16 protein-coding genes are annotated in these 15000 nt (G+C 51.4%); 4 read left to right on the top strand and 12 right to left on the bottom strand.

Going from position 1 to position 15000, the window contains the following annotated elements:
- The first annotated feature begins 230 nt into the window (after window positions 1-230).
- The 4 genes from CIK94_RS02525 (at window position 231) to CIK94_RS02510 (ending at window position 3872) form a co-directional block, all read left to right on the top strand.
- Window positions 231-1451, top strand: coding sequence for an ATP/GTP-binding protein (locus CIK94_RS02525; protein WP_094421134.1), 1221 nt, complete (start codon window positions 231-233; stop codon window positions 1449-1451).
- Between the two features lie 2 nt (window positions 1452-1453).
- On the top strand, window positions 1454-2074 hold the full coding sequence (locus tag CIK94_RS02520) for an RloB family protein (RefSeq protein ID WP_094385298.1): 621 nt from the start codon (window positions 1454-1456) through the stop codon (window positions 2072-2074).
- Window positions 2075-2280: 206 nt separating this feature from the next.
- Window positions 2281-2538 (top strand): hypothetical protein, encoded by a 258-nt coding sequence (locus tag CIK94_RS14620; protein ID WP_216821926.1) that lies wholly within the window; start codon window positions 2281-2283, stop codon window positions 2536-2538.
- Window positions 2539-2582: 44 nt separating this feature from the next.
- Window positions 2583-3872 (top strand): ATP-binding protein, encoded by a 1290-nt coding sequence (locus tag CIK94_RS02510; RefSeq protein WP_094421130.1) that lies wholly within the window; start codon window positions 2583-2585, stop codon window positions 3870-3872.
- Between the two features lie 306 nt (window positions 3873-4178).
- Here the strand turns inward: CIK94_RS02510 and CIK94_RS02505 are convergent, their stop codons facing one another.
- The 12 genes from CIK94_RS02505 to CIK94_RS02455 form a co-directional block, all read right to left on the bottom strand.
- The gene (locus CIK94_RS02505) at window positions 4179-5408 is read right to left on the bottom strand and encodes an FtsX-like permease family protein (protein ID WP_094387806.1); all 1230 of its coding nucleotides are present in this window, start codon (window positions 5406-5408) and stop codon (window positions 4179-4181) included.
- A complete protein-coding gene (rbfA, locus tag CIK94_RS02500; protein WP_022309614.1) occupies window positions 5408-5746 on the bottom strand; it encodes a 30S ribosome-binding factor RbfA in 339 nt (112 codons plus the stop codon). The genes CIK94_RS02505 and rbfA overlap by 1 nt, the downstream gene beginning before the upstream one ends.
- Window positions 5747-6589, bottom strand: a complete 843-nt coding sequence (gene murI / locus CIK94_RS02495) for a glutamate racemase (protein ID WP_094421128.1) — start codon at window positions 6587-6589, stop codon at window positions 5747-5749.
- The gene (locus tag CIK94_RS02490; RefSeq protein WP_022309616.1) at window positions 6586-7092 is read right to left on the bottom strand and encodes an OmpH family outer membrane protein; all 507 of its coding nucleotides are present in this window, start codon (window positions 7090-7092) and stop codon (window positions 6586-6588) included. Before CIK94_RS02490 ends, murI begins: the two co-directional genes overlap by 4 nt.
- A 79-nt stretch (window positions 7093-7171) precedes the next feature.
- A complete protein-coding gene (locus CIK94_RS02485) occupies window positions 7172-7666 on the bottom strand; it encodes an OmpH family outer membrane protein (RefSeq protein WP_022309617.1) in 495 nt (164 codons plus the stop codon).
- 21 nt (window positions 7667-7687) lie between these two features.
- Entirely contained in the window at window positions 7688-8206 is a 519-nt protein-coding gene (locus CIK94_RS02480) for an OmpH family outer membrane protein (protein WP_022309618.1), read from the bottom strand.
- Between the two features lie 83 nt (window positions 8207-8289).
- Complete coding sequence (locus CIK94_RS02475; RefSeq protein WP_094385376.1) at window positions 8290-10899, bottom strand: outer membrane protein assembly factor; 2610 nt, start codon at window positions 10897-10899, stop codon at window positions 8290-8292.
- Between the two features lie 7 nt (window positions 10900-10906).
- On the bottom strand, window positions 10907-11662 hold the full coding sequence (locus tag CIK94_RS02470) for an isoprenyl transferase (protein WP_022309620.1): 756 nt from the start codon (window positions 11660-11662) through the stop codon (window positions 10907-10909).
- On the bottom strand, window positions 11663-12343 hold the full coding sequence (locus CIK94_RS02465; protein WP_022309621.1) for a DUF6089 family protein: 681 nt from the start codon (window positions 12341-12343) through the stop codon (window positions 11663-11665).
- A gap of 12 nt (window positions 12344-12355) precedes the next feature.
- The gene (locus tag CIK94_RS02460) at window positions 12356-13753 is read right to left on the bottom strand and encodes a DUF6242 domain-containing protein (RefSeq protein ID WP_022309622.1); all 1398 of its coding nucleotides are present in this window, start codon (window positions 13751-13753) and stop codon (window positions 12356-12358) included.
- Window positions 13754-13869: 116 nt separating this feature from the next.
- Complete coding sequence (locus CIK94_RS14840) at window positions 13870-13998, bottom strand: hypothetical protein (RefSeq protein ID WP_256387322.1); 129 nt, start codon at window positions 13996-13998, stop codon at window positions 13870-13872.
- Window positions 13995-14744 carry a helix-turn-helix transcriptional regulator gene (locus CIK94_RS02455; protein ID WP_094421123.1) on the bottom strand — a complete coding sequence of 250 codons (750 nt, stop codon included), beginning with the start codon at window positions 14742-14744 and terminating at the stop codon, window positions 13995-13997. The genes CIK94_RS14840 and CIK94_RS02455 overlap by 4 nt, the downstream gene beginning before the upstream one ends.
- Window positions 14745-15000 lie beyond the last annotated feature (256 nt).

The raw sequence follows: 15000 nt of genomic DNA, 5'->3' as shown, positions 1-15000 counted from the left end.
TGAAATCTTGTAAAACAAATCAGTTCAACTAACAGAACTTGTAAAGTAAAACAGAGAACTGAATAAAAGTAGTAAACCTAATTAGTTAATCGCATCCAATTCTGTCAACTAATTTTAGGAATAGTCAGGGAAAAAACAATGTGGAGGTCATAATAATGCGATAAACTTTTGTGATATTCAAAGAAAACACGTATATTTGCAAAAATATTACGAATATAATAGTTATCTTTATGATTATTCAGTTTTCAGTAGCCAATTATTTGTCGTTTAAGGAAATGTCTACCCTCTCTTTGGCGACCACTAATTTGAAGGAGACAGCGATATCCGAAACCGACTCTATGACGGAAATGGGAGGCGCTATCCCTGCGGTGCTTCATGGAGCTGCCATTTATGGAGCCAATGCCTCGGGCAAATCCAATTTTGCCAAGGCGTTTGCAACATTCAAGTGGCTTATCATCAATTCAATCAAAGAACTGCAAGCTGGAGACGCGTTGGATGTGGAGAGCTTCATGCTCAATGACACGACAGCCAAGGAGCCCTCTATGTTTGAAATTGTGTTTTGCAATGTAGACTATATTTTCCGCTATGGCTTTGAGGTTGACGGCGTTAAGGTGCATAAGGAGTGGCTGTATCGTAGAAACAACAAGAAGCGTGCTAAAGAAGTGGAGTTGTGGTATCGCGAGGGTGATATCTACAATGTCCATCTTTCGTGCGCAATAGCGAAAAGCGTTGTAGCCAACAAGATGGTGCGTGACAATGCGCTGCTTGTTTCGGTGGCTGCACAGTTCAATGATGAGACGGCCGTCAGCATCGTTGACTGGTTGAACGACACGTCAATCATCACCAGTCATGATGATGAAGTGATGTGGAAACGGGCTGCCATCAAACTGGATGACCAGAAGATGCGTAAGCGCATCGTTGACTTCTCGCGCTATGCCGACTTGGGTATAGAGGATATATATAAGGTGAATGATGAAGTGGTCAGCAGTCATATACAGTATGACGATGATGGTCGGGAAATGCAGAGAGTTTCATTCCCGTTTGAAAGCAACGAGTCGGAAGGAACGGTGAAGTATTTCCAGTTGGCGTATCCCATTATTGACGCGCTGGATAATGGTAAACGCCTGGTGATAGACGAGATAGACAGCAAGATGCACCCCATGTTGACGAGCAAAATCATAGAGTTGTTCAACACGAAGGCAACCAATCCTAATCATGCCCAGCTGATATTCACCATCCATGATACCAATATTCTGAGTGCCAAGATACTCAGAAGGGACCAGGTGTGGTTTGCGCAAAAAGATATGTACGGTGCTACCAAGCTATATTCCCTTGCCGACTACAAGGTGAGAAACAATGCGTCTTTCGAGAAGGAATATCTTGAGGGCAAATATGGTGGAACGCCCATTGTCGGTGACTTCTCCAAGTTGTTTGTCAATGAGGAGGACTGACAATGGCAAACTATAATCCGAGAAAGGAACGGAGCCTGAAGCGCCGTACCAGTTACAGAGATATCAAGCAATCGTTCTTGATAATCTGTGAAGGTGAGAATACTGAGCCAGACTATTTCAATGCTTTCCGATTGACCTCCGCTTCGGTAAAGGCACTGGGAAAAGGGAAGAACACCATCAAACTTGTTGAAGAAGCGGTAATCATCAGGGATGAAGAACGACGAAAAGGCCATGTCTTTGACCAATATTGGGTGGTGTTTGACAAGGATGATTTCCCAAGCCATGACTTCAATGAAGCCATACGTCTGGCGGAGTCCAATGGATTTCAGGTTGCCTATAGTAATCAGGCATTTGAGTATTGGTTTCTGCTGCATTTCAATATCTACCGTGGCTATATCCACCGAAATGACTACGAGCAAATGCTCAGCCAACAGATGAAGGTCAAGTATAGCAAGAAGGGTAGCTTCACGAACAAAATATATGGATTACTGTTGCCATATCAGTCGGAAGCCATATCAAGAGCAAGAAAAATATTGGCAGAGTTTGGTCAAACGCCACCATCGCAAGCTGTATCGTCAACAACAGTGTTCAAACTCGTTGAAGAGTTGAACAGGTTTATATAAGGAGAACTGCGACTCATCTCTCCGTGTTTTCCCAAGTGACGAGTATTCCCATCATATTGTGGGCTATGGGCTTGGGTGGCATCTTCCTCTTTGCGAAAGCACGGATGATGCCTGTCGGAGGGCTACGTAATCGCAATGCCCAGCCTCTAAGAGTCGTAAAATGCCGCGCCAAGTATATCAGGTTCAGCGATAGCGCAAGGAGCAGTATGGTATCTATCGTGTCCATAAACTCCTTCTCCGTAGGGACAACTGGCGAAGATCCTCTACGCCCTCCGCCTGCTGTAGTCACCTTCAGCGATGCAATCACAACAGCCAATCAACCTCGTATCGATGGCCTCTACCGCAAAAAAACCGAACGAAATGCCACAAAAAAGCCGATTGAAATGCCACAAAAAAGCCGATTGAAATGCCACAAAAAAGCCGAACGGAATGCCACAAAAAAGCCGAATCGTTTGGTAATATAAAGAAAATCACGTACTTTTGCATCAGTAACAATATTAATGTCATTATGGAATATCTACCAAGAATTGCTGACGATGTATTGAGAGAAAGGTTGGACGCCTTTGGCGCTGTGCTCATTGAAGGCCCTAAATGGACGGGCAAGACGACCACTGCCCAGCAGCAAGCCCAAAGTGTGCTGAAACTGCAAGACCCTGATAGAAGAGAGGAGAATCTTGCAACTGCATCAACCATGCCATCATTGCTGTTGAAGGGCAAACAGCCACGCCTTATAGATGAATGGCAAGACGCTCCCATGCTCTGGGATGCGGTGCGCATTGCGGTAGACAAATCTGGTGGAATACCTGGTCAGTACATCCTTACCGGTAGTAATACGGTTGATATGGGAAAAATCTACCATAGTGGAATAGGACGTATATCACGTATGAAAATGTTTCCAATGAGTCTATGGGAATCAAACGATTCATCGGGTGAAGTTTCGCTTAAACAACTGTTTGACAATCCTGATTATGATATTGATGGTGCTACCAGCAAGCTGAATATACCTGACCTTATTAGAGTGGCTTGCCGAGGTGGATGGCCTGTGGCTCTGCAAATGTCCGAGAAATCGGGCATGCTGGTCGCAAGCGACTATGTAAACAGTGTTTGCGAAGTAGATATCTCGTCTATTGACAATAAGCAGAGAAATCCTAAGATAGCCAGACAGATAATGCGCTCATATGCACGTAATATCAGTACTTTGGCCAAGCGAACCAGTATTCTGGCTGATATTACATCTGGAGACATTACCCTGTCGATGGATACAATGGATGACTACATCAGTGTGCTTGAGAGAATTTTTGTTATCCAAGATATTGACGCCTGGTGTCCAGCTATAAGAAGCAAAACCGCCATTCGAAGTATGCCAAAGAGAGGTTTCTCTGACCCCTCTATAGCTATAGCCGCAATGGGCGTGAATGCAGAAGGACTGGAAATGCAGCTCAAAACATTCGGGTTTATCTTTGAGCAGATGTGTGCAAGAGACCTTCGTGCTTACACTCCTGGTTTTGGCAATCATTTATCCTACTATCGTGACCGTTATGGACTGGAAGCCGACTTGGTGCTTCATCTTGATGACGGGCGATATGCTCTGATAGAATGTAAGTTAGGTAGTCAGGAGATAGAAGAGGGTGCGCAGCATCTGAAAGAAATCAAAAGACTCGTGCAAGAACATAATAAGACAGAAAAGCAAGTCCAACTACGTGAGCCTGACCTGCTGATGGTTATCACCGGAGGTGAAATGGCTTATACTCGTCCTGATGGTGTCAAAGTTATTCCCCTTGCTTGCTTGAAGGACTAATCACAGGTTTTCCTTGTGCCTCTCTTCAAGGTGCGGAAGCTCAATCACACTACGGGTAAACGAGTCAGAATTTTACCTATTCCACCTCGGTAAAGTTGGGAATTGTGCCGCGTATGGCAATGCTGAAGATGTTGAATTTATTCAGCCCAGGGTTGAGGCCAACAGTGCCTCTATCCTGGGCTTTTCATATCCATTGGCAACTCTCATTGGGTTGCCACGGAGCTGTCGGTTCCCATTCCAAATCTGTGGGGACTTGGGAGCGAAAGAGAGGGGGATGATGGGGATATGGGGTTGGTGGTGGCGGGATTAGCCCAAGAGGCGGCGGCTGAGGTAGCGGACGGGGTACCAGACGGCGAGCCAGCCTACGGCAATGACAGTGATGAAGATGAGGGCTACATCGTCGTAATGGACGCTGATGGGGTAGGCGTCGACGATGAATGAGGCATCGCTGTCGCCGAGGCGCACGAGCCCGAACTGCTGCTGGATGAAGCAGAGCAGGAGGCCGATGACGATACCCATCACTGCACCGGCGACGGAAATCATGCGACCCTCGAAGAGGAAGATGCGGGCTATCTGGCTGTCGGTGGCGCCGAGATTGCGGAGGGTGACCACATCGTTTTTCTTGTCGATGATGAGCATGGAGAGCGAGCCCACGATGTTGAAGCACGCCACGATGAGGATGAAGGTGAGGAAGACGTAGGCGAAGAGCTTCTCTATCTTCATGATTTTGAAGGTGTCGTCCTGCTGCTCAAAGCGGTCCTTGACGGTGTAGCTGTCGCCGGCGATGTTGGCTATCTCGCGCTTGGCGTCGGCAATGTCGGTTTCGGGCTTGAGGCGCAGTTCGAGCGAGGAAATCATGCCCTGCTGCCCGAAGAGATTGCGGGCCCAGGCGATGGGCACGATGATGTAGCGGGAGTCGTACTTGGACTGCTTGACCATGAAGAGCACACCGGGAGAGTCGAGCGAGTCGACGACAAAACCCTGCGTGGGGTCGGCCAGGTCGAGCTGACCCTCTCTGACGGGGGCATAGATGCGCAGCGCGTCGGTCCAACGGGTGCCGAGCGTGAGCTGCTGGGCGAGCTGTACGCCCACGATGCCGTAGTTGAGGTTGGCGGCGTGGAGACAGAATTCGCCGTCGCCGTAGAGAATGTCGGTGATGCGGGTGAGGTCGCGGAAATTGTCGTCGACACCCTTGATGGTTACCATCGCCTGCTTGTCCTGGTATACAGCCAGTGCATTGTCCTCGACACACTCGGTGGCAACATCCACATACGGCAATTGGCGTATGCGGGTGAGCAGCGGGTCGTCGGCAGGAGCCGTCTTGCCCTTGACCGGCGCAATCTCTATCTGCGGGTCAAAGCTGGTAAACAGCGTGGCCACCAGGTCGTGGAAGCCGTTGAAGGCGCTGAGCACGATGACCAGCGCCACCGTAGCCACGGCGACTCCGATGACAGAGATGAGGCTGATGACATTGATGGCGTGGGTACTCTTCTTGGAAAAGAGATAGCGCCTGGCGATGAATAACGGAAAGTTCACTATCCTTTTTTCAGAAGTTCGTCAATATGTTCGAGATAGTCGAGTGAATCGTCGATGAAGAATCTCAGCTCGGGGATGATGCGCAGCTGGTTGTGCACGCGGGTACCCAGTTCGTAGCGTATGCTCTTCTCGCTGGCGTTGATATTCTTCATTATCTCTTCGCTGCGATCTGAGGGGAAGATGCTCAGATAAGCGGTGCAGATGCTGAGGTCGGGGCTGATGCGTACGCGGGTCACGCTCACCAGCACGCCATTGGTCTTGCGCGTCTGCGATTGGAAAATGGATGATAACTCTTTCTGCAGGAGTCGTGAAATACGGTTTTGTCTTGTTTCTTGCATTTACTCTAAATCTATATGTTCTATGTTTACGTGTTCGTGGAGGAACATCCGAGCACCTTCGGCAAACTTGTCGGCGTTCTCGGTGGTGAGGTAGCGGCAGGTGGCGTTGCGTGTACACTTCTGCTCAATCTCGGGGTGGCGCACGAAATAGTCCTTGAGGCTACTGGCCACATACTCGCCCTGGGGGATGATGCGCACGCCGGGTGGAGTGTATTTGAGTATCTTGGGCAGCAGGATGGGGTAGTGGGTACAGCCCAGGATGATGCTGTCGATGTCGGGGTCGAGCGACATCAGCTCGTCGATGCGCTTCTTGACGAAATAGTCGGCACCGGGACTGTCGGCCTCGTTGTATTCTACGAGCGGAACCCAGAAGGGACAGGCCACGCCAGAGATGTGGATGTCGGGCCAGAGCTTGCGAATCTCCATGTCGTAGCTGTGGCTCTTCACGGTACCCTCGGTGGCGAGCAGACCCACATGGCCGTTGCGTGTGAGATGTCCGATGGCCTCTACCGTGGGGCGTATCACGCCGAGCACGCGTCGCGAGGGGTCCCACTGGGGCAGGTCGTTCTGCTGTATGGTGCGCAGAGCCTTGGCCGAGGCGGTGTTGCAGCCCAGGATAACCAGCTGGCAACCCATGCGGAAGAGCTTGAGCACCGCTTGGCGGGTGAAGTCGTAGACCACATCAAACGAGCGCGGACCGTAAGGCGCGCGAGCATTGTCGCCCAGGAACACATAGTCATACTGGGGCAGCAGCTGGCGTATGCCATGCAGGATGGTGAGTCCTCCGTAGCCCGAATCGAAGATGCCGATAGGGCCTGGAGTCATGGGCAGCCGTTCGCTCATTTCAGACACTCTTTGACCAAGGTCGTGATGTCTTCGCCAAAGGCGCTGTTGGCGTAAGGCAGATTGTCGTTGTCGGTGTTGAGGATAAACATGAATCCGCGTGCTTCGCCTATACCACGCAGGGTTTCGGCCAGCTTGGCCTTGAGGGGAGCGTAAGATTCTGTCTCAGCCTGTGCCAGCAGTCGTTTGGCCTCTTCCTTGAACGCTATATTCTTGGCTATCAGTTCCTGCAACTCCACCTGGCGCTTGCGGAGGATAGTCGGAGCAAAGTCTTTCTGACCTTCAAGAAACTGTTCATACTTCTTGTTGAACTCGTCTTCCACGCGCTTCATCTCGTTGTCATACTTCTGCTTCAGGTCGGCCAGTTTGGTCTGTGCCACAGCATACTCGGGCATGAACTTCAGCACCTCCTGATAACTGAGATAACCATACTTGATGGTAGTCTGTGCCTGTGAGATCATAGGCAGCACCAACATAACTAAGGAAAAAAGCAGCTTTCTCATATCGGTAAGTTTTGTGTATTGAGAAAAAAGGACAGGCACTCTGGCCTGCCCTGTCATTTGTGATGAATGAGTGTCTGGATTACTTGCCTACCTTGGCCTTTACTTCCTCGGTAACGTCTTTCACGTTGTCGCCGAAGAACACTACGCCAGATGTGCCAATCTCGAAGATAGAGGTATATCCGCCAGCCTTGCCTACAGCTGTGATGGCGTTCTGTACCTTGGTGAGGATTGGCTCGAGCAGTGCGTTGTTCTTTTCAGAGAGTTCCTTCTGAGCGTCTTGGTATGCCTGCTGGATTTTGGCGTTCAGACCCTGCAGCTCTTCCTCTGTCTCCTTCTGCTTGGTAGGGTTCATGGCGCTTTTAGACTTCTCGTACTCCTGAGCCTTGCGTGTCAGCTCGTCCTGCATTGACTTCAGGTCGTTTTCCTTCTGCTTGCTCAGAGCAGCCATTTCTCCCTGTGCCTTGGCATAGTCGGGCAATGACTGTACTACTACCTGGGTGTTAACTTTGCCAAACTTCTGGGCGAATACAGCCATTGGTGCGCAAAGCATCAGCATCAAAATAAGTTTTTTCATTTCGTTTGTATTTAATTGTTATTAGTTATTGTTAGCGTAACCGAGTTTCTGGAGGATTTCGTTGGAGATGTCTATCTTGGGCGAACCGAAGATGATGGCGCTGTCACTGGCGCGGTCGAGCACCAGACTGTAGCCACGCTGCTCGCTTATCTCCTTGACCACGTTGTATATCTCTTCCTGAATGGGCGACATGAGGCTCTCGCGCTTCTTGAACAGTTCGCCCTCGGGGCCGAAGTACTTCTTCTTCAGGTCGGCGGCTTCCTTCTCCTTCAGCATGATTTCCTCCTGCTTGGCGGCCTTCTGCTCTTTGGAGAGGAATACTACCTCGTTCTGGTAGTTCTTGTACATGGTGGCGGCTTGGGTGTTGAGAGCCTCCACTTCGGCCTGCCACTTCTTGCTCACCTGGTTGAGCTGCTCGTTGGCACGCTCATAGGCGGGAATGTTCTTCAGCACATACTCCATGTCCATCAGGGCAAACTTCTGTGCCTGCGCCGTGATTGCCATCAGCGCCAGGGTGCATATTGCCAATATTTTCTTCATACTTTTCCTTTGCTTGGTTTATGTATGTGACGCCGACGCTGTGATGTAAGTTACAGCGCCCGCGTCGCTTTTAATGATTATTATCAGAATTCCTGACCCAGGATGAAGTGGAAGTTGCTGCCACCCTTCTTTCCGTTGATGTTGTCGTTGTCGAAACCGTAAGCCCAGTCGATACCCATCAGGCCAACCATCGGGAGGAAGATGCGGACACCGATACCTGCCGAGCGCTTCATGTCGAAGGGGTTGAACTTCTTGGTGTCGGTCCATGCGTTACCGGCTTCGGCGAAGCCCAGACCGTAGATGGTGGTGTTGCCCAGCATGAATGGGTAGCGCAGCTCCATGGTGAAGCGGTCATAGGCGTAGCCGTTGTATGCCAGCGAACCGTTCTCATAACCACGCAGACCCACAGTCTCTTCGGCGTAGCCTGATGAGTAGCCACTCATACCGTCACCACCCATGTAGTAGGTCTCGAAGGGCGACTTCTTGTACTTGTTGTAGCTGCCCAGCAGTCCCATTTCCACGCGGGTCATCAGCACCAGACACTTCTGGCCGTTGGTCAGGGCGCTGTAGGTCTTGGCCTTGAACTTCCACTTGTGGTATTCCACCCAGCGATATTTCTCCTGCTGTTCCTGAGAGTAGGTGGCCGACTGGTAGTTGTTGGCGAGGTTCTTGTAGTCCTTGCCGTCCCACTTAGACCATGGCGGAGTGAGCGTTACCGAAGCCATGAACTCCGAACCGCGGCGGGGGAAGAGCTGGTTGTCGGTAGAGGTACGGCTCAGCGAGATGCTCAAGTTCAGGTTGTTGGCATTACCATTGGTCATGAGGAAGTAGCGCCAGTTCTTGAGCATATAGCGAGTGTAAGCCAGCGAGAGCGACAGCTGGAAGTAGTCGTCGGGCCAACGCAGACGCTTGCCCCAACCCAGCGAGAGACCAAACATCTTGACAAAGGTGTCGGGGTCATAGTAGTTCTCGTAGTTGTTGTAGTAGCTGCTGCCATAACCATACAGATAGTTGTAGTAGTTGTTCATCGCAGCACTATTATAATAGGTACTCGACACGTCGGTCTGCTTAGAGAAGAAGGCGCCGACAGAGAGCTGGATGGGGCGCTTGCCGCCAAACCAGTTGGTCGAATAGCTGGCGTTGTAGCTCTGGTAGTAGGTACCGTTGGTCTGGGCTCCCAACTGTAGCACTTCACCGTCGCCCACAGGCAGGATGCCGCGGTGCTCACGGTTCTTGTTGAAGAGGTTGCGCATCGAGAAGTTGTTCAACTTCAGACCGATGCGGCCGATGACGCCAGTCTGTCCCCAACCCAGCGAGAACTCTATCTGGTCATTGCTCTTCTGCTCCAGATTCCAGTTGATGTCCACGGTTCCGTCCTCCACATTGGGCTGCACGTCGGGCAGCACCTTCTCGGGCTCGAAGTGACCCATGGATGCCAACTCACGCTGCGAACGCTGCAGGGCGTCCTTGGAGAAGAGGTCGCCGGGCTTGGTGCGCAGCTCGCGACGTACCACGTTTTCATACAGACGGTCGTTACCGTTGATGCGCACGTGGTTGATATGGGCCTGCGGACCCTCCTGAATACGCATTTCGAGGTCGATGCTGTCGCCTACCACGTTGACTTCGGCAGGCACCAGATTGTAGAACAGGTAACCCGTGTTCCAGTAGTTGTTGCCCACGGCGTCCTCGTCTTCGGTGAGTCGCTTGTTCAGCAGCTTCTGATTGTACACGTCGCCCTTGTTCATACCCAGCACGCGGCTCAGATAGTCGGTGGTATATACGGTGTTGCCCACCCACGAGATGTTGCGCAGATAGTACTTCTTGCCTTCATTCACCTTGATGCGTATGCTCACGTGCTTGTCGTCATGGTTCCACACGCTGTCAGAGATAATCTCGGCGTCGCGGAAACCGTACTCGTTGTATTTCTCAATCAGACGCTTCTTGTCGGCCTCCCAGCGCTCGGGGGTAAACTTCTTGGCTTTGAGGAAACTGCTCAGCGTACCCGCCTCATGGGTCTTGGCAAAGGCGCCCTTCTTGAAGAGGCCGCCCTTGATGACCTTGGTCTTCAGCTGATGGTTGCCCTCGATGTATATCTTGCGTACCTTCAGTTTCTCTTTCTTATCGACCACCACATCGAGGATTACCTGGTTCTTGCCAGCTACGTCCTCGCGCTGGTTTATGTCTATCTCGGCGTTCTTGTAGCCTTTCTCGTCAAAATACTTCTTGGCCAGAATCTTGGCACGGTCTATAGAGTTGGGCGTCACCTGCATACCTTTGAGCAGACCCAGCTTGGTCTCCATATCCTCACGCTCCGACTTCTTCAGACCGATGTAGTTGATGGTCGACACGCGCGGACGCACCTGCAGATAGATGTGCAGATAGATTTTGTCAGCTATCAGCGAGTCGGCATAGATTTTCACCTTCGAGAAGAGGCCGTGCTTCCAGTAGCGCTTCACGGCGTCGGTAATCTGTGAGCCGGGGATGTCTATCTCCTGGCCCACGGTGAGTCCGGAGATGCCGGTGAGCACGTAGTCCTCATAGTTGTCCACGCCCGACACGTTGATACCGCCGATGGTCACCGTGCGGGGCGTACCGGCATAAGTTATCTCGGGATATACGATCTTGTCCTGTGCCTGCATGGCGGCGGTCCACAGGAGGGCGGTCACCACCAGCAATACCTTATTTATATTCATTTTCATCCTACTTTTCATTTTCTACTTGTTCTTCGGTCTTGCCGTATCTGCGCTGACGCTGCTGATAGCTCTGTATGGCGCGGTGCAGGTCGTCTTCGCTGAAGTCGGGCCAATAGACATCGCTGAAATAGAGTTCAGAATAGGCTATCTGCCACAACAGATAGTTGGAGATGCGCAGCTCCCCGCCCGTGCGTATCAGCAGGTCGGGGTCGGGCATGAACGCCGTGGCGAGATGCTGGCCCACCGTCTCTTCGCTGATGGCGTCTATGATGGCAGCGTCGTCGGCCGAGCCTTTCTGCTGCAGCGCCTCGGCGGCTATCTGCTTCACGGCGTGGGTAATCTCCCAGCGTGCCGAGTAGCTCAGCGCCACCACCATAGTCATGGCGGTGTTGCCGGCGGTGTTGTCCATCACCTCCTGCAGCTTGTTCTGCACCATCTGTGGCAGACGGGCTATGTCGCCTATCACTCTGAAACGCACGTTGTTTTTCATGAAGATTTCATCTTCGAGCGATGTCAGTACCAATCCCATCAGGGCCGATATCTCATCGGCCGGACGGTTCCAGTTCTCGGTGGAGAAAGTATAGAGTGTAAGGAATTTCACACCGAGTCGGGTACATTCAGAGGTGATGCGGCGCACGGTATCTACACCTGCCTGATGGCCATAGCTGCGGGGCTTGCCACGCTCGGCAGCCCAACGTCCATTGCCATCCATGATGATAGCCACATGCTGTGGCACACGGGTTTTATCTATTTCTATTGCCATTTAGTCGTCGTTGTTACAGGTTCGACATTTGCTCTTGAAGCTATAGGTGAGGGTGAGCATCAGCCCGCTGTAGCAGTCAGTGTTCTTGAATGCTCCGCTGCTCTTGATGCCATAGGGGTCGGCTATGCCGTCGAGCTCGTCGCTCAGCGAGAAGTGCATGCTCCATTCCAACCCCACGTTGAGGCGTTCCTTCAGTTTGTATTTGATGCCCAGGCCTATCGGTACATTGGCGGTAAACACCTTCTTCTCTCCGCCCGACACGTATGTGGCGCCTATTCCGCCGAAGACGAAGGGGGTGAGACGCTTGGCGCCGCGATAGTCGCGGCCGGTGCCGTAGGGCCAGAAGTTGTACTCGTAGGTCACCGATACGTCGGTGAACGAGCGGTCAAAGCTGTAGGCTCTCGTCGTCTCGTCGGGGTAGTAGGTCTCCACCCTCGTGGCATCGCCCTTGAGCTTGCCCATCATGCCCGTCACTCTGAACCCCATGTAGGGGTTGAGCAGTCTGCGCCACACGATGGCGCCGGCGGGCTGCATGCCCGATGTTATCTTGCCGTTGAAGTCGCCTTGGTATGACACCATCCCCACGCCGCCACCTATTTCCATCAGGTATTCGTCGTCTTGCTGTGCGCTTGCCGTGAGCGTGGCGCAGAGCATCAGGAGTGTCACCAGGCCCTTCCTCATTGTCCTTTGTCGTTATTCGCCGAAGTATGTCTTGTCCTTCGCCCAGCCCAGCCGGTTCAGTCGGCCTCGCCACAGGTTGCCTTTGCCGTCTATGAGCCACAGATAGTTCTGGCTATCGGCGGTGAAGGCAAATCTGTTGCTCTCTATGTTGAAGTTGGTGGGCAGTGCATAGAGCTTTCTGATGCGCCAGGTCATGCCGCCGTCGCTGCTGGTGTAGCTTCCGCCGTAGGCTGTCGTGCCCTGGCTGTTGCCGATACCGCTGCCGCCCAGCGCCATCATGAAGTCGTCATAGTAGGTCATCTGCAGGTTGGCCAGATTGGGCAGACGGAAGCGGTTGTCGCCCGCCACGTCCATGTAGGTCCATGCCTGCTGCTCGCTGCCTTCGTCGGTCTCTTCCACCTTCGACCACACCTTGCTCGTCTTGTCTCCCGTGCCCACCATCACCACGCGGTCTGTGCCGGGGTTGGTCAGTATGGGTCGGGCCGTCATGCTCACGTTGCCTGTGGGCAGCGAGTCGGCGGGGGTGTCCATCTTCTCGGCTGTCCAGGTGGCGCCGTCAGCCGATGCCACGATTTTGTTGTCTGTGCTCAGGGCGTAGAGGCGCTTGTTGCTGCCGCCCAGGAGTCGGCTTATCGCCGGCGTTCCCACTCGGGTCCACGTATATGCGTCGGTCGAGCAGTACACGCCGTCCTCGGCATGGGCATAGAGCTTGCCGCCCATCACGGTCATATCCTTATAGCTGTCGGCGCCCAGCTCCACATTGGGAGTAATTTCGGTCCAGCTCACCACGTGCTGCTCCTCGGCAGCATAGATGCGCAGCTGACTGTCGTCGCGGCCCACCACATAGACTTTGCCGCCCATAGCCAGGGCGCGCATGCCGGTGAGCAGCCCCATGTCGGTGCAGCCGGTAGCTATCTTCCATTCGAATACGTTGGGTTTCTGCTTGTGTATGTTCACCTTGACGGTATAGTCGCAGCTGGCGCGTCCCGACATGCTCACCATGCGCAGGGTGCGGGGCTTCGAGAAGTCCATCGAGTCGATGGTCTCAAAGGCCTGCAGCGTGTCGCTGTCTATGTTTTTCACCAGCGTTACCGAAGAGCCCTTCGATGTCACGTTGCATATTATCTTCTTGCAGTCTATGCCCACGGGCAGAGAGTCGGGGTTGTATATCTCGTGCTTGGTCTGGTCTATGTAGAATATATATTTGCTGCAGTCCAGCGTAGTCTGATACGTACTGTCTGCGCCTTTCTTCGACACTGTGTCGCGGATAATCTTCTGGGTGCCGAGTGAGAACGCAGTGATGCCCACTTGGTCAGAAAATACTATCTCTTCGTTGTCGTCACCCAAACATGAAGACACGAAGAATATAGTCGATACCAATAAGATAAAAGGTATGAACTTTCTTTTCATTACACTCTATTTTAACAATTTTGGGTGCAAATTTAATCAGAATAATTCAAAAACCACCTATCTTTAGACGATTATTAATCAAAAACCGTCTACATCTGCTGTTTTTTAAGGTTTGTTTAGGTATTATCGTGGTCTTTGCTGTGCTTTTTTCTCCTTATTATATATATAGGCAGTCTGCCCTGCGTGCCGCCCTCGTCGTCTTCGGTAGTCGTGGCAGTGTCGCCGGCCAGCCCCCGATGCATCATATCGCTTTGTATTTCACCGCAAATGCCATTGCCTCAGCCACCGTGTGCGCCCCCAGTTTCCTGAAGATGTTCTTGCGGTGCGTCGCCACCGTATACTCCGACATCCCCAAGCGCTCAGCCACCGACTTGGCTGCCTGTCCTTGGCTTAGCAACAGGAGGACGGTCTTCTCTTTGGGGCTAAGGGTAGGTACCTGCTTTTTCTCCCATTTGTCGTTCTTCGGGTTGTATGAAACAAGCTCTTTTCTTAAGATGTTGTGAATGCAGAACATGTCATGCTTTCCGTGTGGCTCAGATGTGGTTATGCCTAACATCAACCATGGACTTCCGTTAGGGGCAAATTCCAGTGGTGTACATTTGGTGCTTGGGAGATGCTTGCCGTCTATAGACATGTAGTCGTAGTTGCAATAGATGGCTATGTTTTCTTTTTCTTCTTGGCTCAGATTCTTAATGTATTGATAACAATATACAAAAGCATCTATTATTGCTTTCTTGCTATTGGGTTTGATAAACGCATCTATAAAGATGGACCCCATATTTTCAAACGCTTCTTTATTATATTCTAACCAACCGAAAGGATTAGGAGAAATATAAAGATATTTCCTCTTGAAGTTGTCGTAGATGAAAATTCCTTTATATGTGAGATTTGACAAGGTCTTGAGAACTTCGATGTGTCGTTCAGCGCGTTCATAGTCTGCATCGGTGATTCCTGCAGCCTGTATTTGGGACAACAACTCTGTATCTATCATGATTGTTTATATTAGAATTTAATGTTAATTACTCGTCCATCGCATGTGTCGAATGTGCGATGATACTCATTATAATAACGCTCTTTCTGGTAAATTATTGTTCCTGCCATCCTTTTCATAGGATGTAAATAGGGGTTGTCGTTTAATTCTAAGAATTCAATATCTATAGACGAGGGTATGCCTTCCGAGGTTGCCATCGTTTGCTTATTTTCGGAGTTTTATCGTAATTTTGGTCGATTCTTGTCTTGTCAGGGCA

This window comes from Prevotella sp. P4-51 (assembly GCF_002251455.1).
In the GTDB taxonomy this organism is placed as follows: Bacteria; Bacteroidota; Bacteroidia; order Bacteroidales; family Bacteroidaceae; genus Prevotella.
The sequence above is the reverse complement of the archived record's forward strand: the minus strand, read 5'-3'. Positions and strand labels throughout refer to the sequence as shown.

Coding starts and splice junctions, on each gene's coding strand:
- CIK94_RS02525 (WP_094421134.1), top strand. CDS start 231: ATGATTATTCAGTTTTCAGTAGCCAATTATTTGTCGTTTAAGGAAATG.
- CIK94_RS02520 (WP_094385298.1), top strand. CDS start 1,454: ATGGCAAACTATAATCCGAGAAAGGAACGGAGCCTGAAGCGCCGTACC.
- CIK94_RS14620 (WP_216821926.1), top strand. CDS start 2,281: ATGGTATCTATCGTGTCCATAAACTCCTTCTCCGTAGGGACAACTGGC.
- CIK94_RS02510 (WP_094421130.1), top strand. CDS start 2,583: ATGGAATATCTACCAAGAATTGCTGACGATGTATTGAGAGAAAGGTTG.
- rbfA (WP_022309614.1), bottom strand. CDS start 5,746: ATGCAAGAAACAAGACAAAACCGTATTTCACGACTCCTGCAGAAAGAG.
- murI (WP_094421128.1), bottom strand. CDS start 6,589: ATGAGCGAACGGCTGCCCATGACTCCAGGCCCTATCGGCATCTTCGAT.
- CIK94_RS02490 (WP_022309616.1), bottom strand. CDS start 7,092: ATGAGAAAGCTGCTTTTTTCCTTAGTTATGTTGGTGCTGCCTATGATC.
- CIK94_RS02485 (WP_022309617.1), bottom strand. CDS start 7,666: ATGAAAAAACTTATTTTGATGCTGATGCTTTGCGCACCAATGGCTGTA.
- CIK94_RS02480 (WP_022309618.1), bottom strand. CDS start 8,206: ATGAAGAAAATATTGGCAATATGCACCCTGGCGCTGATGGCAATCACG.
- CIK94_RS02475 (WP_094385376.1), bottom strand. CDS start 10,899: ATGAATATAAATAAGGTATTGCTGGTGGTGACCGCCCTCCTGTGGACC.
- CIK94_RS02470 (WP_022309620.1), bottom strand. CDS start 11,662: ATGGCAATAGAAATAGATAAAACCCGTGTGCCACAGCATGTGGCTATC.
- CIK94_RS02465 (WP_022309621.1), bottom strand. CDS start 12,343: ATGAGGAAGGGCCTGGTGACACTCCTGATGCTCTGCGCCACGCTCACG.
- CIK94_RS02460 (WP_022309622.1), bottom strand. CDS start 13,753: ATGAAAAGAAAGTTCATACCTTTTATCTTATTGGTATCGACTATATTC.
- CIK94_RS14840 (WP_256387322.1), bottom strand. CDS start 13,998: ATGATGCATCGGGGGCTGGCCGGCGACACTGCCACGACTACCGAAGAC.
- CIK94_RS02455 (WP_094421123.1), bottom strand. CDS start 14,744: ATGATAGATACAGAGTTGTTGTCCCAAATACAGGCTGCAGGAATCACC.